Origin of the sequence: Candidatus Devosia phytovorans (assembly GCA_029202405.1) — a bacterium.
GTDB lineage: Bacteria > Pseudomonadota > Alphaproteobacteria > Rhizobiales > Devosiaceae > Devosia > Devosia phytovorans.
The window spans coordinates 2,110,478-2,129,734 of the sequence record CP119312.1 but is presented as its reverse complement, the minus strand read 5'-3'; the positions used below and the strand labels follow the sequence as shown (position 1 = coordinate 2,129,734).

Annotated in this window: 15 protein-coding genes; 13 read left to right on the top strand and 2 right to left on the bottom strand. The window is 61.2% G+C overall.

The genetic code is table 11. The annotated features are described in order from the left end of the window. Nucleotides 1–40: 40 nt before the first annotated feature. Nucleotides 41–1,249, bottom strand: a complete 1,209-nt coding sequence (locus P0Y65_10575) for an efflux RND transporter periplasmic adaptor subunit (GenBank protein ID WEK06659.1) — start codon at nucleotides 1,247–1,249, stop codon at nucleotides 41–43. A 215-nt stretch (nucleotides 1,250–1,464) separates the two neighbouring features. Between P0Y65_10575 and P0Y65_10570 the strand changes: the two genes are divergently transcribed. From P0Y65_10570 to P0Y65_10510, 13 genes are all read left to right on the top strand, one after another. After that, nucleotides 1,465–2,184 (top strand): response regulator transcription factor, encoded by a 720-nt coding sequence (locus P0Y65_10570; GenBank protein ID WEK06658.1) that lies wholly within the window; start codon nucleotides 1,465–1,467, stop codon nucleotides 2,182–2,184. Beyond that, nucleotides 2,181–3,425: an ATP-binding protein gene (locus tag P0Y65_10565; GenBank protein ID WEK06657.1), complete on the top strand. Its 1,245-nt coding sequence runs from the start codon at nucleotides 2,181–2,183 to the stop codon at nucleotides 3,423–3,425. Before P0Y65_10570 ends, P0Y65_10565 begins: the two co-directional genes overlap by 4 nt. Before the next feature lie 363 nt (nucleotides 3,426–3,788). Continuing rightward, complete coding sequence (locus P0Y65_10560) at nucleotides 3,789–6,200, top strand: AMP-binding protein (protein WEK06656.1); 2,412 nt, start codon at nucleotides 3,789–3,791, stop codon at nucleotides 6,198–6,200. A 452-nt stretch (nucleotides 6,201–6,652) separates the two neighbouring features. Further along, a complete protein-coding gene (locus tag P0Y65_10555) occupies nucleotides 6,653–7,888 on the top strand; it encodes an extracellular solute-binding protein (GenBank protein WEK06655.1) in 1,236 nt (411 codons plus the stop codon). Nucleotides 7,889–8,093: 205 nt separating this feature from the next. Next, complete coding sequence (locus tag P0Y65_10550) at nucleotides 8,094–9,125, top strand: sugar ABC transporter permease (GenBank protein WEK06654.1); 1,032 nt, start codon at nucleotides 8,094–8,096, stop codon at nucleotides 9,123–9,125. A 1-nt stretch (nucleotide 9,126) separates the two neighbouring features. Then, nucleotides 9,127–10,017 (top strand): carbohydrate ABC transporter permease, encoded by an 891-nt coding sequence (locus P0Y65_10545; protein WEK06653.1) that lies wholly within the window; start codon nucleotides 9,127–9,129, stop codon nucleotides 10,015–10,017. A 4-nt stretch (nucleotides 10,018–10,021) separates the two neighbouring features. After that, nucleotides 10,022–11,071 carry a sn-glycerol-3-phosphate ABC transporter ATP-binding protein UgpC gene (gene ugpC, locus P0Y65_10540; protein ID WEK06652.1) on the top strand — a complete coding sequence of 350 codons (1,050 nt, stop codon included), beginning with the start codon at nucleotides 10,022–10,024 and terminating at the stop codon, nucleotides 11,069–11,071. 2 nt (nucleotides 11,072–11,073) lie between these two features. Next, complete coding sequence (locus P0Y65_10535; protein ID WEK06651.1) at nucleotides 11,074–12,591, top strand: amidase; 1,518 nt, start codon at nucleotides 11,074–11,076, stop codon at nucleotides 12,589–12,591. 95 nt (nucleotides 12,592–12,686) lie between these two features. Continuing rightward, the gene (gene hisD / locus P0Y65_10530) at nucleotides 12,687–14,015 is read left to right on the top strand and encodes a histidinol dehydrogenase (protein WEK06650.1); all 1,329 of its coding nucleotides are present in this window, start codon (nucleotides 12,687–12,689) and stop codon (nucleotides 14,013–14,015) included. 1 nt (nucleotide 14,016) lies between these two features. Then, the gene (locus P0Y65_10525) at nucleotides 14,017–14,781 is read left to right on the top strand and encodes an SDR family oxidoreductase (protein ID WEK06649.1); all 765 of its coding nucleotides are present in this window, start codon (nucleotides 14,017–14,019) and stop codon (nucleotides 14,779–14,781) included. An 11-nt stretch (nucleotides 14,782–14,792) separates the two neighbouring features. Continuing rightward, entirely contained in the window at nucleotides 14,793–15,836 is a 1,044-nt protein-coding gene (locus tag P0Y65_10520; GenBank protein WEK06648.1) for a LacI family DNA-binding transcriptional regulator, read from the top strand. Between the two features lie 96 nt (nucleotides 15,837–15,932). After that, a complete protein-coding gene (locus P0Y65_10515; protein ID WEK06647.1) occupies nucleotides 15,933–16,976 on the top strand; it encodes a cupin domain-containing protein in 1,044 nt (347 codons plus the stop codon). Nucleotides 16,977–17,043: 67 nt separating this feature from the next. Beyond that, nucleotides 17,044–17,745 carry an RraA family protein gene (locus tag P0Y65_10510; GenBank protein WEK06646.1) on the top strand — a complete coding sequence of 234 codons (702 nt, stop codon included), beginning with the start codon at nucleotides 17,044–17,046 and terminating at the stop codon, nucleotides 17,743–17,745. A 51-nt stretch (nucleotides 17,746–17,796) separates the two neighbouring features. Here P0Y65_10510 and hisD (P0Y65_10505) read toward each other — a convergent pair whose 3' ends face one another. Then, complete coding sequence (gene hisD, locus P0Y65_10505; protein ID WEK06645.1) at nucleotides 17,797–19,092, bottom strand: histidinol dehydrogenase; 1,296 nt, start codon at nucleotides 19,090–19,092, stop codon at nucleotides 17,797–17,799. Nucleotides 19,093–19,257: the final 165 nt, after the last annotated feature.

Below are 19,257 nucleotides of genomic sequence, written 5' to 3'. Positions count from 1 at the left end.
AGGGCGGCGCCGGGCGCGGCCTGGTTATCAACAGCCGACATCAGTTGGCTCCCTCTGCAGGCGCTGCGCCTTCCGACGGTACTGCTGGCGCCTCCTGATAGATGACGCCGTTGGCTTCCATGGTCACTTCCAGCGGGCTGATGGCCGTGCCCACCTCGATCTTCTGCAACCCGTCGACTATAAGCTGGTCGCCGGCGGTGATCCCGTCGGTTACCACCCAGGCATTGTTGACGACCCGGCTGGCGGCCAGCACGTGCTGTTCCACGGTTTTATCCGCACCAACGAAATACGCCGTGGGCAGGCCATCTTCGTTGAAGGTCACCGCGCGTTGGGGCACGAGGAAAATACCGTCCTGATCGCCAAAGCTGATCGTGGCGCGCACGAACATGCCGGGCAGCAGCACGCGATCCGGGTTGGGCATGCTGGCCTGCAGCGTGAAGGTGCCGGTCGTCTCGCTGACCACCATGTCCATGCTGGAAACGCTGCCCTCCTGATCATAGGAAGAGCCATCCTCAAGCGTCAGCGTCACCGCGAGACGTGGGGGCTCTGCGGTGTCAGATGGCGGCTGCCGGTCGCGCGATGATTGGCGGGCAGACAGCAGGTTGGCACTGCTTTCGACGAGCGTGATATCCACCGGGTCGACCTGCCGGATCGTCGTCAGTGCCTCTGTCTGGCTGGCCGTCAGCAATGACCCGACCTGCACGTTGATCGTGCCAAGAACGCCGCTGATAGGCGCCGTTATGGTGGATCGTTCCAGTGTCAGGTTGGCCACGCGCAACTGTGCCTCGGCGCTGGTAACTGCCGCCTGCGCCTGGGCCAGCGTGACAAGCGCCGTATCGAGCTCAGCCCGGCTGATACCGCCGGAAGCGTTGAGGGTCTGGTAGCGCTCGACTGTCGCTTGCGCTGTCGGAACCTGAGCCTGAGCGCTTACCAAAGCAGCCTCGGCCACTGCCACGTCGGCCTCGTAGGTTGCCGGGTCGACCTTGGCGATCACCGCGCCGGCCTCGACACGCTGACCCTCCCGCACCTGCACCTCAGTCACGACGCCCCCGACCTGCGGGCGAACATCGGCCGTCGCCGAAGCGATTACCCGTCCGGGCAGGACCGTAGTGATCGGCGTTGACTCGGGCTGGAGCGTAATAACGCCGACTTCAATCGGCCCAGTCGCGGCAGCGCCGCCGGGAAATTGTGCGAAGGATGGAGCAGTGGTTGCCATGAGCATGGCGAGAGTGAGCGCGAGCTTTTGCATGATGTCCGGAGCCGGTTGACGGAGTGCTTCTGGATATTTTGATTTTCTTGTTTGATGGCGCCAGTTTGCTGGTCGACAACGATCCTTTGCCGAATGTGTCAACGCCGGACAAATTTGTTTCCGAACATTGCTCGTCGCTTGTCAGCAATGTTGCGCAATATGTGGCCGCTGGACGTGTCTGGCCGGTGCGTTATGTAAGACCGAGGAGGCCAATCATGGTGGCAAACATTCTGGTGGTCGACGACGACCCCGAAATCCGGCGTCTGCTCAGTCGCTTTTTGACCGAGCAGGGCTTTCGCACGGCTGCAGCCGGGAGCCGTGCCGAATTCGATGAGCGCATGGCCGCTGGCCAGTTCGACCTCGTCATCCTTGATGTCATGCTGCCGGATGGATCGGGCCTCGATATCTGTCGTAGCCTGCGCAATCGCGACGCGCGTATCAGCATCATCCTGGTCACGGCTCTCAAGGAAGAGGTGGACCGCATCGTCGGGCTTGAATTGGGCGCCGATGATTATCTGGGGAAACCCTTCAGTCCGCGGGAGCTGGTAGCGCGTATCCGTGCCGTGTTGCGACGGGCAGGGGATATTGCCCCGGCAGTCGGCCCGCGCGAATGCTACAGCTTCGCCGGCTACGTTGCGGACCCGACCTCACGCACGGTGACGGGTCTCACCGGCGACGCCATCGACCTGACGGGTGCCGAATTCCAGCTGCTGCAGGTTTTGCTGGATCGCCCCGGCCGTATTCTCTCTCGCGAGCAATTGCTCGACCTCACCCAGGGTCGCGAGGCCGCGGTGGTGGATCGCTCCATCGACGTTCTCATCAGCCGCATCCGCCGCAAGTTTCGTGAGGCCGGACACGACGACATCGTCAAGACCGTCCGCAATGGCGGCTATCAGCTTTCCATGCGGGTTGAACGCGTCGAGGCTTCACGTTGACCCGGCTGCAGATCCGCATTGCCGGCATCCTGATCGGCGCCATCTGCCTGGTCGTGGCGGTGGCGAGCCTTGTGACCTTCGTCGCCATCTCCTATCCCGCGCCCGACCGCATGGCGGGGCCAGTGGCGTTCCAGATCCGCGCGCTCTACGGAGCCGCCAATATCGGCCCGGGTTCCTTCCCGCATCTGACCGCGGATCAGGTCGCTCGCCTGGGGGAGCCTGTCGAAGACCTGACGCGGGCCATCACGAGCCGCCTGCAGTCCGATGACATCAGCGTCCCGGTCGCGGTCTATCATGACAAGACCGCCGACACGCCGGTTGCCGTGTTGCAGATGGCAGGCGAATACATCGCCATCGACTTCCCTCATGACACCCTGCCACCCATCGATTTCTGGCTTATCATGGGCGCCTGGATGGGTTTGATCGTTGTTGGCGTGATCCTCGTCTCGCTTATAATGTCCTATCGCGTCACCCGGCCCTTTGCCGTGCTGGAACAGGCATTGGTCACCATCGGGCCGGATGGCGTGCTGCCGCCGCTTCCAGAAACGGGCAGTCACGAAACCATCGAGACGGCGCGCATGCTGAACCGGCTGTCCTCGCGCCTGCGCGGCGCCATGGAAAGCCGCATGCGTCTGGTCGCCGCCGCCGGACATGACTTCCGGACTCCCATGACGCGCATGCGATTGCGCGCCGAATTCCTCGACGACGACGATCGCGCCGCCTGGCTGAGGGATGTCGATGAACTTGAACGCATTGCAGACAGCGCCATCGGCCTCGTCCGCGAAGAGGTGACCGACGCGCTTGTCGAACCGTTGTCGCTGGACCAACTGCTGCGCGACGAGGTGGAAGATCTCGCCGAGCATGGGCACGACCTTACCGTGGCACACCTCGACCGGATCACTTTGGCGCTGCCGCCTCTGGCTACCCGGCGCGCCATTCGCAACCTGCTGATCAATGCCGCAACGCACGGCAAGGGCGGCAGCGCCGAGCTCATTGCGTCTACGGACGAAGTGTCCCTGATCATCCGCGACAAGGGTCCGGGCATTCCGGAAGATCTCATCGAACGCGTCTTTGAGCCCTTCTTCAGGGCCGAGCCGGGACGGCTGCAAACCATTCCTGGAGCCGGACTTGGCCTTGCCCTCGCCGCCGAAATCATCGAGCGCTACGGCGGTCGCCTATCGATCTGCAACAGTCCTGACGGTGGCTTGCGGCAGACGGTGGTCTTCCCGCGAACCCCATAATCAGGTGCGCCATTGTTGAAGGATGGTATCGAACGCCATTACACTGCCGACAATGGCGGGTCCCGATCACATTATTTTTCCAGTATTTCATTCCGTCGCTGAAGCTTCTCAGAATACACCCCGAGATACGCAGGATGCCTCAAGCATTTCAAACTTATGGGGGGAGCTAGTTCTGTCAATTTGAGATGTGTTCTCGGTAGCGATCACAATTAAGCATCGGCGTGGATTTATCTACGGCTGTGCTTGGGCTGTATTTCAGCTGCGTGCTATATCCACTTCCAGCGGCTGAAATAGCGGCCTCGGGGAGTGTCCAGGGTGCACAATCGGAAGTTAACGGCTACCGCGCTCGTCACGCGGAATTCGGTGTCTTACATCGAGAATGTTTTTGCGCAGAATGAAGCGCGCCAGCCCCTGGTCAATGTTCCCGACGAAGCTTTCGCGCAATCGCTGACCGGGATCGAAATCGATCGCTGCATCGTACCCAAGGACGAGACCGGCTGGTTCACCGACCATCACGCCCTGATCCGCGATGACCGCCCGGCGCAGGTCACCTACACCTCCGGGACAGAAGGCAAGCCCAAAGGCATCGTTCTGACTTACGCCAATCTTGCCGATGCCGCCGACCGCATCATCAGCCAGATGGAGCTGACGTCCGAAGTCCGCGAATATGTCGGCGTGCCCGTGACCTATAGCTTCGGCATCGGCCGCATCCGTGCCGTCAGCGCCGCGGGCGGCCGCGCCTACTTGCCTCCACACGGCTTCGATCCGCTCGAACTGGCCCGCATGCTTCGGTCTGACGAGGTCAATTCCCTGTCCGCCGTGCCGACGCTGCTGCGGATCGTGCTCAAGACCCCGGGTGTGATCGGCGATGCCGGTCGCAAGCTTCGCTGGCTCGAAATCGGCTCGCAATATATGTCCGGCGCTGAAAAGCGCAGCATCCGCGACCTCTTTCCCAATGCCCGCATCGTACAGCATTATGGTCTGACCGAAGCCTCGCGCAGCACCTTCCTGACCATTTCCGATGCTCCGGATGACGTGCTGGATTCCGTCGGCAAGCCTGTCGGCGCGACCGAAGTCGGCATCTCCGATGAGGGCAAGATCCGCATCCGCGGCCCGCATGTGGCCCGCTGGCGTCTTAACAGCGATCAGCTGGTGAGCCTCTCTGATGTCGAGGGCTGGTTACAGACCAGCGATCTCGGGCATTTCAAGGATGGATACCTCTATTTTGATGGTCGCGCCGACGACCAGATCAATGTCGGTGGCGTCAAGATCAATCCCGATGTCCTGGAAGCCAGGATCACCAAGCGCCTGGGGCAGGGCGCCAATATTGTCGTTTCAAAAGTGCCGGATCCGCTGCGGGGCGAGGGGGTGCTTGTCGTTGCGGAATCGGCCGACCTTGCCATTGACCGCCTGTTCTCCGCATCGTCCGAGGCGCTGAAGGAGCTTGGGCTGCAGGCGGGTGATGCGCTCCATGTCCGGATCATGCCATCCATCCCGCGTACGCCAAACGGCAAGCCGCTGCGCCGCATCCTGACAGAAGAATTTGTTCAGCAGAATGCTGCGAAGGAAAGTGTTGCGACCGCTCCGGAGACGGCGCCTGAGGCAAAAGATGTTGCCGCCTTCTTCCGGGATTTCTTCCCGGGACGCAGCATCGGCCAGCAAGACAGCTTCGAAACCATGGGCGGAGACTCGCTGAGTTATATCCAGTTCTCGCTCGGCTTCGAGGATCGCTTTGGCGCGCTGCCCAGCGGCTGGGAATCGCGAACGGTCAGCCAACTGCAAGCACACATGGATGGTCTGGGGACTTCTGTGGCAAAGGTTGGCGGGAGGGCCTCCTGGCGCACGCTGGAGTCGGCGACATTGACCCGCGCCTTTTTCATGATCTGCATTGTCGCGCTACACCTCGACACCTTCGTCTACAGCAGCAATTGGGGCGCAGCCTATTTCCTGTTCATGCTCTGCGGCTACAGCGTCATGCGCTTCCAGTGGCCCGAGATCAGTCGGACCGGAAAGCTGGGGACCCTGTTCAGCAGCGTCATCCGCATTGCCATACCCACATTCCTGGTCCTCGCAATCATGCAGTTGCTGGCCAGAACGCTCGAGGTAAAGCCGCTGTTGCTGATCTCAAACTGGTTCGATCCGGGCGAATATCAGGTCTACTATTTCTACTTTTCTGAAATCTACATGCAGCTCCTGCTGGTGGTGGCGGCCTTGCTCGCCTTCCCCGCAGTCAGGGATTTCCTGCGCAAGCAGCCCATGGTTGCCTGCACGACGTTGATCGTCCTGTCGATAATACTCAGCGCATTGGTCGAGCGGGTGTGGGACACCATGTACCTCTATCATCGCACGCCGATCTGGTATCTTTGGACCGTCGGCTGCGGCATGCTCATGGCCAGCGCACGTGACCTGCGCAGTCGGATCGTGGCCATGGCGATCGTGGCTGTGGCCGTCGTAATGCATCACTGGTTCACTTCGGCCAGCGCCTACATCATCGGTGCCTCTGCACTGCTGCTGTTCTGGCCCGAGATCACCGTACCATCGACGGTGAAGACCGTGATTGCCGAAATCGCTGGCTCCTCGATGTTCATGTATCTCAGCCATGGCCAGATCAAGTCGCTGGTCATCCGACTGTTCCACGGCCCGATGCCCTGGCTGGCCTTCTTCGGCGCCATCGGTTTCGGCATCCTGTCGTCCCGCATCTACAATTGGGCCGAAGGAAGGTTCCGCTCATTCGCCAGCGCGCATGGTTGGCTCGGCATGCGTCGAACGCCATAGGCGAGCTCCCATAGGGCCATGCCTGCAGCGTGCATGATTTCAGCACCACTGGTTAAGAGCGCGCAATCAGGGCGCGCTCCTCGGCGTTCGATAAAGCCTCTCTGGAGGCCGGCGCGTCACACTTGGGTGTAAGCCAATTATGCCGATAACCAGGTACGTCTCAAGCGCCTCGTCCCAAGGCAAGGGCATTGTGAAAGTCGTTGTAATTACAACAGCCTTCGTATCTTAGCCCATATTGATGAGGCGATGCAGTGAGCCCTCCATGGCGCGAGGCATCAGCCGTGGACCATCTGCATTTGGCCTATTGCGGACCAGAAATGGTTGTGTTTAGTTAGCAATTGCATACGAATGCAAAAGGGGTGCATACGTATGCAATTATCGCAGGGGAGTGCGGTTGGCTGTTGGCCAGCACAAAGCGCAGGCACCAGGTGCCGCAACGTCAGGAGAACGATATGAAGCCCATTCTTATGCTGGCCGTTTCGACGATGGCCGTGGCCCTCGGGGCAGGTGCAGCCTATGCCGAATGCGGGATCGAAGCCGGTTCGGTTCGCATCCTGAGCAATGATTTCGAGGCCCTGCGTCTCGTCAATTCGACTGCCGAGGAATGCGCAGGGGACGGCGTGACAGTGACGGCAAACGCCAATGCCGAGCACAAGAACCTCCAGGTTCCCGCGCTCTCGATCAATCCCGCCGAATATACCGTGGCCGTGGTCGCCAACAATTCCATCGTGCCGCTGCTGAACGCCGACCTGATCCGTCCGCTGGATGATCTGGTTGCCCAGTATGGCCAGTCGCTTCAGCCCAACCAGCTCATCAAGATCGACGGCAAGGTGATGGCCGTCGCTTTCATGGGCAATGCGCAGCATCTCTTCTACCGCAAGGACCTGCTCGATGAGGCCGGTATTGCCGAGCCCAAGTCCTATGAAGACATCCTCGTTGCGGCCGACAAGCTCAAGGCCGATGGCGTGATTGCCACTCCACTGGCTGCTTCGGACAAGCCGGGCTGGGATCTGGCCGCCGAATTCGTCAACACCTATCTCGGCACGGGCGGCGAGTTCTTCGCGCCGGGCTCGGCCGAACTGGCCATCGACAACGAAAATGGCCTCAAGACGCTCGAGACCATGAAGGCGCTGACGACCTATATGGATCCTGACTATCTGACCTTCGACGCCAATGGCATCCAGGCCGAATACAAGGCTGGCAAGGTTGCAATGATGGTGCAGTGGGGTTCGCTGGCCGGTGACATGCTCAAGGGTGACGGCGCGGCAGAAGGCGTTGTCGAAAACACCGTGATGGCTGGCGCACCGACCATTGCTGGCGGCACCACTCCGGCTGTGGCCCTGTGGTGGGATGGCTTCACCATCGCCAAGAACATTTCCGATGAAGACGCAGCGGCGTCCTTTCAGGCCATGGTGCATGGCATCAGCCCAGAAATGGTTGCTGCCAACCCGACCGTTGCGACCTGGCTGGTCGAGGGTTACGAGCCCGGCCCGAATGCGGTTGGCGTGATCGCCACGGCCAACGCCGGTGCCCGTGCCTATCCGATGCAGCCCTATATGGGCCTGTTGCACACAGCGCTCTCGTCCGAGCTGGCGGAATACATGGCCGGCACGGAAGATGCCGCTCAGGCACTGAGCGATGTAAAAGCCGCCTATGATACCGCCGCTAAGGAAGGCGGCTACCTCTAGGGTCTGTCGCGACGCTGACGCGTCACGCCTGCCAGACGAAATTTCCTTCCGATAGGGGCGGTTGGGAGGAGCGCTGGATGCTGCGATGTCGTAGCCTGTGCTCCTCCCTGATTTCTCCCCGCGGAGGGGAATGCCGGCTGAAGTCCCGAACAGACGGGCTGACGTCGGCCAATACTCGCCAGCTCAGCTTCCGAGGAGGCATTGCATGCCGCACAAGACATTCTTTGCCTTCATCCTGCCCTCGCTGATTGCGATGGTCCTGTTCATTGCCTTGCCGATCGTCTCGGTAGTGGTGCAGAGCTTTCATGTCGAACACGGCCGCATCCTGGTCGAAGTGGAAAGCTGCCAACCGTTTGGCGGTTGCACCACGGAGACTCGTGTCGATACCGCTGCCATGGCCGAGCTGCGCGCCGAACAGCCCATGGGGCGGTTCAATGGATTTGGTACCTACCTCAATCGCGGGCATCTGGCGGTCAACGAAATCGGCGCCATCCTCGCCAACAACAATGGCTTCGGCGATATCGTCACCCGCATCTATAACCTGCCTTTCTACAAGGCCCTGAGCTTCACGCTGGTGTTCTGCTTCGTTGTCACGCCGCTTGCCATGGCGTTGGGCTTTGCCATCGCACTCGCCGTCAACACACTGCCCAAAGTCACCAAGGGGCCGGTGATCTTCTTCTCGCTTCTGCCCATGATCATCACGCCGCTTGTCGGTTCGCTGATCCTCTATTGGATGATCCAGCCCAACGGCATCATCGGCGCCAGCCTGCGCTACCTGATGAACGACCCGACCTTGTCGTTACGGCAGTCGCCCATGCTGACCTGGCTGTCGCTGCTGTTCTACGGCGTCTGGACCAATGCCCCCTTCAGCTTCGTGGTCTTTTACGCGGGCTTGCAGACCGTGCCGGGCGATACGCTGGAATCGGCAATGATCGACGGCGCCAGCCGCTGGGAGCGCATCCGCTACGTCATCATCCCCCATCTTGCCCCGCTCGCGACCTTTGTCGCACTGGTGCAACTGATGGATAACTTCCGCGTCTTTGAGCCCATCGTCGGATTTTCGGCCGAAGCCAATGCGACCTCGCTGAGCTGGATGATCTTCAACGACCTGTCCGGCGACGCGCAACTGTTCGGCTCGGCCGGCGCTACCTCGGTGCTGACCATCGTCGGCGTCATCATCCTTCTCATGCCGGTGCTGCTCCGCACCTGGCGCGAATTCAACCACAAGGTGGTCTGATATGTCCGATGCCACTGTTTCGCAAAAGCGTCCGCTGCCGCTCAATGTCCTGATCTATGGCTTCATTGTCCTCTGGGTGGTCCTTGCCGCATTTCCGTTCATCTGGACCGTCTGGGGATCGTTCAAGGTGGAACCAGATTTCTTCTCGCGGCAGAGTTGGTGGAATGCAATTTTTGGTACCAATACGCAGATCCAGAATGATGGCAGCTCCTTCACCGGCAGCGGCTACTATGGGGCCTGGGTGACCAAGGAATTCTGGCGCGCTGTGGGCAATACGGCGATCGTCACGGTTTCGGTGACGGTGATCTCGCTGACGCTGGGCACACTGGGTGGCTACGCGCTCGCGCGCTCGGGCCAGCGCTATGCCTTCTGGATCCTGATCATCGCACTCGTCTTCCGCGCCATGCCGCATATCACGCTGGTTTCCGGGTATCTCTTGCCCTTCTTCCAGCTCAATATCTGGGGTGTGCTACCCACCTCGATCATCGTGCTGGTGGCGATCAACCAGCCGTTCACGCTGTGGATGCTGCATTCCTTCTTCCTGTCCATCCCCAAAGATCTCGACGAAAGCGCCATGGTCGACGGTTGCTCGCGCTTCGAGGCCTTCCGCCGCGTCATCATTCCGGTGATGTGGCCAGGCGTGGTGACGACGGGCCTGTTCAGCTTCCTTCTTGCCTACAATGACTTTGCCGTCACCTCGATGCTGCTGAGCGCCGACAACCAGACCATGGTTCCGAAAATTTCGAGCTTCCTCGGTTCGGTGCAGGAACAGGGCAATGTCATGTTTGCCGTAGCCGCAGTCGTCTCGGCGACCGTGCCGCTGTTCATCCTCGTGCTCTTCTTCCAACGCCAGATCGTCAGCGGCCTGACCGCCGGCGCAGTGAAAGGCTAGACCCATGGCTCAGATCCGCCTCAAGAACGTTTCCAAGCGCTGGGCCAATTTTGTCGGCGTGGACAATTTCAACCTCGACATCGCCGACCAGGAATTCCTCGTACTTCTCGGCCCCTCCGGCTGCGGCAAGACAACGACCATGCGCATGATCGCGGGCCTCGAAGACACTACCGAGGGCGAGATCTGGATCGGCGACCGGCTGGTCAACAAGCTCGAGCCCAAGGATCGCGACATCTCCATGGTGTTCCAGAGCTATGGGCTCTATCCGAACATGACGGTCTACGAGAATATCCGCTTTCCGCTCAAGGTGCGGAAGGTGCCGCAGGAGCAGCACCATGAGCGCGTCATGGCGGCGAGCAAGATGGTGGAGCTCGACGATTTCCTGCAGCGCCGCCCGGCGGCCCTTTCGGGTGGCCAGCGCCAGCGCGTCGCCCTGGCCCGAGCCATTGTGCGCGAACCCAACGCCTTTCTGATGGACGAGCCACTGTCTAATCTGGATGCCAAGCTGCGCGTCTCGACCCGCGCCCAGATCAAGAACCTGCATCACACGCTCAAGCGCACAACGATCTATGTGACGCATGACCAGATCGAGGCCATGACACTGGCCGACCGCGTTGTGGTCATGAACAAGGGCCTGGTGCAGCAGGTCGGCACGCCGATGGAAATCTACGATCGTCCGGCCAATACTTTCGTCGCGAGCTTTATCGGCTCCCCGGCCATGAACCTAATCAAGGGCACGATCGAGAGTGGCACCTTTTCCGGTGAAGGTATACGTGTCGAGGGCCTCGCAATGTCGGCCAGGGGGCCGGTGACCCTGGGTTTCCGTGCGGAAGATGCAACTCTGGCCGAAACCGGCGGGCAGATCGAAGCGCCGATCTATACGGTGGAACTGCTGGGTGAAGCCACGATGATCTCCATGCGCGTCGGCGGCGAGCTGGTGTCGATCAAGGTCGGCAAGGATTATCGCGCCGAGATTGGCGAGACAGTACGGATCGCCATCCCGTCGTCGGCCTGCCATCTCTTCGACCATTCCACCGGTGCCCGGATCGCCTGAACATGGTCAGTGCCGACAAGCCCGCAAGGCAAGCCTATTTCCGTGACCGTGCCGAAGCGGCCGGCCTCAGCCTGACAGAAGTTGAGGCAGATGGGCTCTATGGCCTTGCTGCATGGATGAGCGATGGCCTGGCTGCGCCGACCCCTGTCGCGGATGCGGACGATATTCTCGATCTCGACATTGCCGAGCAGGGACGGCGGCTGCGCGATGGCCGACTGTCTTCCGTCGGGCTCATCCAGGCGACACTGCGGCGCATAGTCGAGCGCGATGCTGCCTACATGGCCTTCTATATCGTGGCGGCAGAGCAGGCGCTCGCCGACGCCGCCAAGGCCGACGAAGAACTTGCAGCCGGAACCGACCGCGGTCCTCTGCATGGCATTCCCGTTGGCATAAAGGACATGATCGACGTCGCGGGCTTGCCAACCACAGCCAATGCGCCGGGACGCGCTGACGCGAGGGCAGAGGCCGACGCTGAAATCGTCCGCCGATTGCGCGCGGCCGGTGCCATCATCATGGGCAAGCTGGCGACCTATGAATGGGGGACAGTCGGCCCCGACAAGAGCGGATTGTTTCCACCGGCCCGCAATCCCTGGAACTTGGCGCATATTACCGGTGGATCGTCATCCGGTTGTGCGGTTGCCGCTGCAGGCGGTCTGCTGCGTACGACCATCGGCACCGACACCGGCGGCTCGGTTCGCGGCCCCGCCTTTTACTGCGGCATCGTCGGGTTCAAACCGACCTACGGATCCGTACCGAAAGACGGTGCGCTGACCATGTCGCCGAGCATGGATCACGTCGGTCCCATGAGCCGCACCGTGGCCGAGGCTGCACTGACTTATGACATCATCGCTGGCCGGTCCGGTGCAGACGCATCGACGCGCCTTTTGGGCGAACCTATCCGTGGGCTGCGGATCGGCTATGCCCGTAATTGGTTTGCCAATGACGCACAGGTCATGCCCGCGGTCTTGGCGTCAATGGATGACGCAATGTCTCGACTGAGCCAGCTCGGCGCCGTTGTGACTGAAATCGAACTCCCGGAATATCGGACCGTCGAAATCGCGGCGGCGGCAGTACTGCACAAGGAAAGCTTTGACTTCCACGCCGAGGATTTGCGAGCGCATCCCGAGGCCTATGGGCGGCGCGCCTATCTCAGTCTGGCCGCAGGCTTTGCTGTTACGGAAGAAGAGCTTGCTCGGGCAAAGCGCATAGCCGCCGACTTCACGCGCGACCTCGATCAATTCCTGACAACTTGTGACGTCATCGTCACGGCGGGTGCCCTGACGACGGCATTGGAGGCGGCGCCCTTCGAAAAAGAAGCGGTCTGGACGCCGATGCGGACCATCGGCTTCAACCTTACTGGTCACCCAGCCCTGGCGCTGCCGATCGGCTTCGACAAGGGCTTGCCGATCGGTATGCAGGTAGTCGGACGGCACAATGACGAGGTGCGGGTTCTGCAGGTCGGACACGCCTTCGAGCAGGCCAGTGACGTGACCCTGCAGCATCCGCCGTGGCCCTTGTGATCCAACCAAAAGTGAGCTGATCAGCGTCACACACTTGCAGTATTGCATACGTATGCAGTAACATGCACCAACGCAGAACAAGAGGGGAGGCTGCCATGCCGGTCTGGCTGAAGCGCGGTAAGGATGTTGAGGAGCGGGCAGAGGCGGATCGTCAGGTGCGCGCGACGGTCGAGACTATCCTCGCCGATGTCGAGAAGCGCGGCGACGAGGCCGTCCGCGAACTCAGCATCAAGTTCGACAAATGGGATCGTAAGGATTTCCGGCTCAGTCAGCAGGAGATCGACGCCTGCATGGCCCAACTGACCGATCAGGATCTGCATGACATCGAATTTGCCCAGAACCAGGTCCGCAATTTCGCGCAGAAGCAGCGTGACACCATGCTCGATCTCGCCGTCGAAACGCTTCCCGGCGTAACGCTTGGTCACAAGCATGTGCCGATCAGCTCCGTGGGCTGCTATGTGCCCGGTGGCAAGTATCCCTTGCTGGCCTCCGCCCATATGTCCGTGCTGACTGCAAAGGTCGCTGGTTGTCCGCGCGTCATCACCTGCGCACCGCCCTTCAATGGCAAGCCCGCACCGGCCATCGTCGCGGCCCAGGCCATGGCGGGTGCGGATGAAATCTATGTGCTCGGCGGCATCCAGGCCATCGCCGCCATGGCGATCGGCACCGAAACCATTGATCCGGTCGATATGCTCGTGGGTCCGGGTAATGCCTTCGTCGCCGAGGCCAAGCGCCAGCTCTATGGTCGTGTCGGCATTGATCTCTTTGCTGGTCCGACGGAAACGCTGATCATTGCCGACGAAACGGTCGACGGCGAGATCTGTGCCACCGATCTTTTGGGCCAGGCCGAGCATGGGCCCACTAGCCCGGCCATCCTGCTGACCAATTCGGAAAAACTCGCTCGCGAAACCATGGCCGAGATCGAACGCATCCTCACCATCCTGCCGACTGCCGACATTGCGCGGCAGTCCTGGGCCGATTTCGGTGAGGTCATCGTCTGTGAAAGCCACGAGGAAATGCTGGCCGAAGCCAATCGCATTGCCTTCGAGCATGTGCAGGTCATGACCGATCGGGACATGTGGTATCGCGATGCCATGCGCAATTATGGCGCCCTGTTCCTCGGGCCGCGCACCAATGTTGCCTATGGCGATAAGGTGATCGGCACCAATCACACACTTCCCACCATGAAGGCGGCCCGCTACACCGGCGGCCTCTGGGTCGGCAAATTCCTCAAGACCTGCACCTGGCAGACCGTCACCAGTGACGAGGCTTCGGCCACGATCGGCGCCTATGGTTCGCGCTTGTCGATGCTCGAAGGCTTTGTTGGCCATGCCGAACAGGCCAATATCCGGGTCCGTCGCTATGGCGGTCGCAATGTGCCCTATGGTACTGCGGCTTCACCGCTCACCAAGGCTGCCGAGTAAGATGGATTTGCCCCGCACGCCCAGCTTTCGTCTCGATGGAAAACGTGCCCTCGTGACCGGTGGCACGCGCGGGATCGGGCTGGGGGCATCGGTGGCGCTGGCTGAAGCTGGCGCCCTGGTCACGGTGGCGGCGCGTACGGCTGCTGATATCGAGGCCGTGGTACATGCAATGGCCGAAGCCGGGCTCTCTGCCGAAGGCGTGGCCATCGATATCACCGATTTTTCGGCTGTGCGGCAGTTCGTCGAGGAAAGTGAACCCTTCCACATCCTGGTCAATTCGGCCGGGACGGCGCGGCATAGTGCGATCCACGGCATCACCGAGCCGGACTACCAGGCCGTGATGCAGCTCAACCTCGCCTCCACCATCTTCGTGTCGCAGGCGGTGGTCGGCAAATTGCGGGCAGCAGGGCAGGGCGGCTCGATCATCAACGTCTCGTCACAGATGGGACATGTTGGCGGTCCAAATCGCGCCGTCTATTCGGCAAGCAAACATGCTGTTGAAGGCCTGACAAAGGCCATGGCCATCGAGCTTGGGGCCAGCAATATTCGCGTCAATACTGTGTGCCCGACCTTTATCGAAACCGAGCTGACGGCAAAAAACCTGAGCGATCCCGATTTCCGCTCCTGGGTTTTGTCCAAGATCAAGCTGGGGCGACTGGGCCGGGTGGAGGATATCATGGGGCCAGTCGTCTTTCTGGCATCCGAGGCTGCGGCCCTCGTCACGGGCACGGCGCTGTTGGTGGATGGCGGATGGACAGCGGAGTAAAAAAGCCCGGAGTGACCTCGTCCGAAGTGGCGCGCCATGCAGGCGTTTCCCAGTCGGCCGTGTCACGCAGCTTCACGCCAGGCGCCTCCATCGCCCCCAAGACGCGGGCCAAGGTGCTCGCGTCAGCCAAGGAACTGGGCTATCGCCCCAATGCCATCGCCCGATCGCTGATCACCAATCGATCGCGCATCATCGCCGTGGTGATGGCCTATCTGGAAAATCTCTTCTATCCCGACGTGCTCGAAGAACTGGGCCGGGCGCTGGCGGACGAGAATTACCACCTGCTGCTGTTCACCGGCTTCATGGATCGAGACAGTGACCCTGTCTTCGACCAGCTCATGCAGTATCGCGTGGACGGTATCATCCTCGCCTCCACTTCGCTCTCGTCTGAACTGTCCGAGGAATGCGCTACGGCCGGAATTCCGGTCGTGCTGTTCAACCGCACCACCGAACGCGATGCGGTTTCCAGCGTCACCACGCGCAACCGCGAGGGTGGCAAGCGGGTCGCCGATTTCCTGGTGGCTGGCGGGCACAGGAGCTTCGGCTATATTTCGGGTCTCGAAAATTCATCGACCAATCGCGACCGTCACCAGGGCTTTGTCGAAGGTCTCGCGGCGCATGGCTTTGGCGCCCCGATGGTCGAAACGGGCAATTTCTCCCGCTCCGAGGCGGAGGCTGCGGCGCGCAAACTGCTGTCGCGGCCTGACCGGCCCGAGGCGCTTTTCGTCGCCAACGACCACATGGCCGTGGCGGTGATGGATATTGCGCGGCACGAATTCGGCCTGCGTATCCCCGACGATCTGTCCATCATCGGCTACGACGATGTGGGCCCGGCGCGCTGGACCTCCTACGGCATCACCTCGATGAGCCAGCCGGTCAAGCGCATGGTCGAGTCCACCGTCGATATCCTGATGGACCAGATCGCCAGCGGCGAGATCGAGGCCGAACACCGCATTCTTAACGGCGACCTGGTGGTGCGCAGCTCCGCCCGCCTGCCCAAAGTCGGCGTCGTCGAGATCGACGGTCGTCGCATCTATAAACCCAGCCAGAGCTAGCGAAATGTCTGACCCGTCAGGATTTCAACCCTTCTGTGACCTGTGTTGCATACGAATGCAAAACTGTTATCCTGCTACCGGAGAGAGGATTTTATCATGACTCAAAGCACCTGGACTCAGGCTGAAATGGAAAAGCGGCTGGTCCGCTACGCCGACCTCAAGGGCCTGCGCAACGCCTTCATCGACGCGCGCACACCAGGCTCGGACCGGAAAGAGAATTTCACCATCATCGGACCCGGCGTCAGCGAGAACAAGGCGCAGGTGGTGCATATCCCCGAAGCTCACGGCTTCAACTTCGGTGCCGCCCGCCAGCCCTTCGGCTGCACCAATAGCCAGCATAGCCACCTCACCGCCGAGACCTTCCTCGTCCACACCGGCAAGTGGCGCTTCGTCTTTGGCGCCAACAAGGATGAAGGCTATCTGGACGTCGAGCCGGGCGACGTGGCGACCGTCCCCACGCATATGTTCCGCGGCTTTGAAAAGCGCGACGAGGGCACCGGTTTCCTCGCAGTGGTGTTGGGACATGACGATCCGGGCAAGGTCGTTTGGGCGCCCAGCGTCTTCAAGATGGCCGAGGATTTCGGGCTGAAGCTGCTCAAGGGTGGCAAGCTGATCGATACGACGATCGGTGAGACAGTGCCGGAAGGTGCCGAAATGGAACTGCCGCCTGACGAGGCGAAGATGAAAGAACTGGCCACCCCACCGATTGAGGAGCTGGCCAAATATGCCCTCAAGCCCGTGCAGATGCATGGCAATCCGAACTCGCCGCTGGCCGGCGAAGGAGTTGAGGAAGCGGCGCTGATCGGCGACGTTGATGCCCAGGATGGCTTCAAGGCCGGCCCCATCATCGGCCACTGGCAGCACGATTTTGCGCTGCGTCGGCTGAAGCTTGAAACTGGCGCGACCATCGCCCTGCATGCCCGTCAGGAGCAGGAAGTCATCTTCGTGCAGTCCGGCACGCTGGAGGTGAATTGGGCTGACGGTGCGCTGATCCTGGGGGCAGGCGACACGCTGACCGTGCCGGTTGGCCTCGCCCATGGTTTCCGCAATCCGGCCTCTGCCGATGCGATTGCCTTCGTCGTGCGTGGTGCCGCAGCTCCGGCCGCCCCCGTCTGGGCCGAAGCCAAGGCGGCCGAATAGGCCCACCAGTCGTTTCGGACCTCGCCCCTTGCCGGGCGAGGTCTCTTTGTTTGAGGAGGATTTTTCAATGCCGACCATTTCCCCAGACGTTCTGGAGGCTCTGCGCAAGGCGGATACGCCGACCGTGTGCAATGCGCTGGAGCATGTAATGGGCGGGCGCACGGCCGAGGGTTTTACAAAGACGCCAGTGGTTTGCGCCGATCCGAGCCTGCCGCCCGTCGTCGGTTTTGCCCGCACGGCAAAGATCCGCGCCACCTCGGCGGCGCAGAAGCCAGCGGCGGAGGTACGGTCGCTGCGGATGCAATATTACGAATATGTCTCGGCCGGTGACGAGCCGCATGTCGTGGTGATCGAGGACACCGATTTCCCTCATGCCATCGGTGGTTTCTGGGGCGAAATGCAGGTGGCGCAGCACAAGGGTCTGGGCATTGCCGGCACGGTGACCAATGGCGTGCTGCGCGATCTTGGCATGCTCGACGAAGGCTACCAAGTGATTGCCGGATCGGTGGGGCCCAGCCATGCCTTCGTGCATGTGACCGAGCTCGATTGCCCGGTCACAGTCTTCGGAATGGCCGTGCGGCCGGACGACCTCATCCATGCCGACCGGCATGGTGCCGTGGTCATTCCGGCCGAGCACATAGAGCGCATGGCCTGGGCCATCGACGTGGTCATGCGCAAGGAAGTGCCGATCCTGACGGCTGCCCGGGCGCCAGGCTTTACAGTGGAAAAACTGCGCGCTGCCTGGCTCGAGGCGGACAAGATCAGCTGACGTCAAACATCTGATGGAAAACAAAAAGGCCGGCTTTCGCCGGCCTTTTCTTTAGGCTTTGGCCTGCATGCGGTCGAGCCGGAGTTGGGCGGCCCGGCGGTGGCCTTCGAGGCCTTCGCTGGCGGATTGGCGGGCGGCTGGCGGAGCGACCTGTTTGACGCCGTCTTCGTCAAGCCACTGATGCGTCGCGATTTTCACATAGGCGCCAACCCAGAGGCCGCCGGTATAGGCGCCGGCACCCATGGTGGGGAGGGTGTGGTTGGTGCCCGAGCATTTGTCGGAATAGACGACGCTGGCCAGTTCACCGATGAACAAGCTGCCGTAGTTCCTCAGTTTTTTGGCAAAGCCCTTGGCGTCTGCGGTGTGCACCTGCAGGTGCTCGGCGGCGATCAGGTCGGAATAGCCGATCATTGCTTCCTCGCTGTCACAGACGGTGATCTCGCCGTAATTTATCCAGGCCTCACGGGCGGTTGTGGCCGTGGAGAGGGTTGCGAGCTGGGCTTCGACTTCCTTGGCGACAGCCTCGGCCAGCGCCTTGTCCGTGGTGATGAGGCCAACGCGGGTGCGGATGTCGTGTTCCGCCTGGGCGAGCAGGTCGGTCGCGATCATTTCGGCATCGCCAGTGGAGTCCGCAACGACAAAAATCTCAGACGGGCCAGCAAGTTGGTCGATGCCGACCGGGCCGAAGACCTGGCGCTTGGCCTCGTTGACGAAGGCGTTGCCGGGGCCGACGATCTTGTTGACGGCGGGGACGCTCTCGGTGCCATAGGCCATGGCGGCGATGGCCTGGGCCCCGCCGATGCGGAAAATTCGGTCAGCACCAGACAGATGGCAGCCGGCGATCATGGCCCTGTGGGCATTGGGCGGCAGGCAGGCAATGACCTCGTCGACGCCGGCGACCTTGGCCGGGACGATCGTCATTATTGGTGCGCTGAGAAGGGGATAGCGACCGCCGGGGACATAGCAACCGACGCGCTGGATCGGGATGACGCGGTGGCCCATGTGCACGCCGGGCAGGGTCTCGACTTCGAGCGGCAGGATGGTGGCGAGCTGCGCTTCGGCGAATTTGCGCACATTGGCGATGGCGAATTCAGTATCCTTGCGGGTCTGCGGATCGAGCCCTGCCAGTGCGGATTCTCGTTCCGCAGCAGTGACTTCGAAGACCCCGATATCGGACTTGTCGAACTTGGCGGAATACTCGCGCACGGCCGCGTCGCCATTCTTGCGCACATTGGCAATGATCTCGCTGACCAGGGTCTCGACCGGCGCATTATCACTGATAGAGGAACGCTCGGGCGCCTTCACATAGGTGACGCCGGGAAAGGGGGAATTGGCAGACTGGGTCATTCGCAGATCACTCCGAGAGCGTAGCAGATGGCGCCCATACGTTAGCAGACTGCTAGCATCGAGCGTCACCAATGGGTCGTTTTTGATCTTGCATACGTATTCAAATTTTGCCAGAATTTTTTGACGAAATCGGTCTTGGCCATTGGTCGAGGCCTGCCCCGATGG

Coding starts and splice junctions, on each gene's coding strand:
- P0Y65_10515 (WEK06647.1), top strand. CDS start 15,933: ATGACTCAAAGCACCTGGACTCAGGCTGAAATGGAAAAGCGGCTGGTC.
- P0Y65_10570 (WEK06658.1), top strand. CDS start 1,465: ATGGTGGCAAACATTCTGGTGGTCGACGACGACCCCGAAATCCGGCGT.
- hisD (WEK06645.1), bottom strand. CDS start 19,092: ATGACCCAGTCTGCCAATTCCCCCTTTCCCGGCGTCACCTATGTGAAG.
- P0Y65_10535 (WEK06651.1), top strand. CDS start 11,074: ATGGTCAGTGCCGACAAGCCCGCAAGGCAAGCCTATTTCCGTGACCGT.
- P0Y65_10575 (WEK06659.1), bottom strand. CDS start 1,249: ATGCAAAAGCTCGCGCTCACTCTCGCCATGCTCATGGCAACCACTGCT.
- hisD (WEK06650.1), top strand. CDS start 12,687: ATGCCGGTCTGGCTGAAGCGCGGTAAGGATGTTGAGGAGCGGGCAGAG.
- P0Y65_10525 (WEK06649.1), top strand. CDS start 14,017: ATGGATTTGCCCCGCACGCCCAGCTTTCGTCTCGATGGAAAACGTGCC.
- P0Y65_10555 (WEK06655.1), top strand. CDS start 6,653: ATGAAGCCCATTCTTATGCTGGCCGTTTCGACGATGGCCGTGGCCCTC.
- P0Y65_10550 (WEK06654.1), top strand. CDS start 8,094: ATGCCGCACAAGACATTCTTTGCCTTCATCCTGCCCTCGCTGATTGCG.
- ugpC (WEK06652.1), top strand. CDS start 10,022: ATGGCTCAGATCCGCCTCAAGAACGTTTCCAAGCGCTGGGCCAATTTT.
- P0Y65_10510 (WEK06646.1), top strand. CDS start 17,044: ATGCCGACCATTTCCCCAGACGTTCTGGAGGCTCTGCGCAAGGCGGAT.
- P0Y65_10545 (WEK06653.1), top strand. CDS start 9,127: ATGTCCGATGCCACTGTTTCGCAAAAGCGTCCGCTGCCGCTCAATGTC.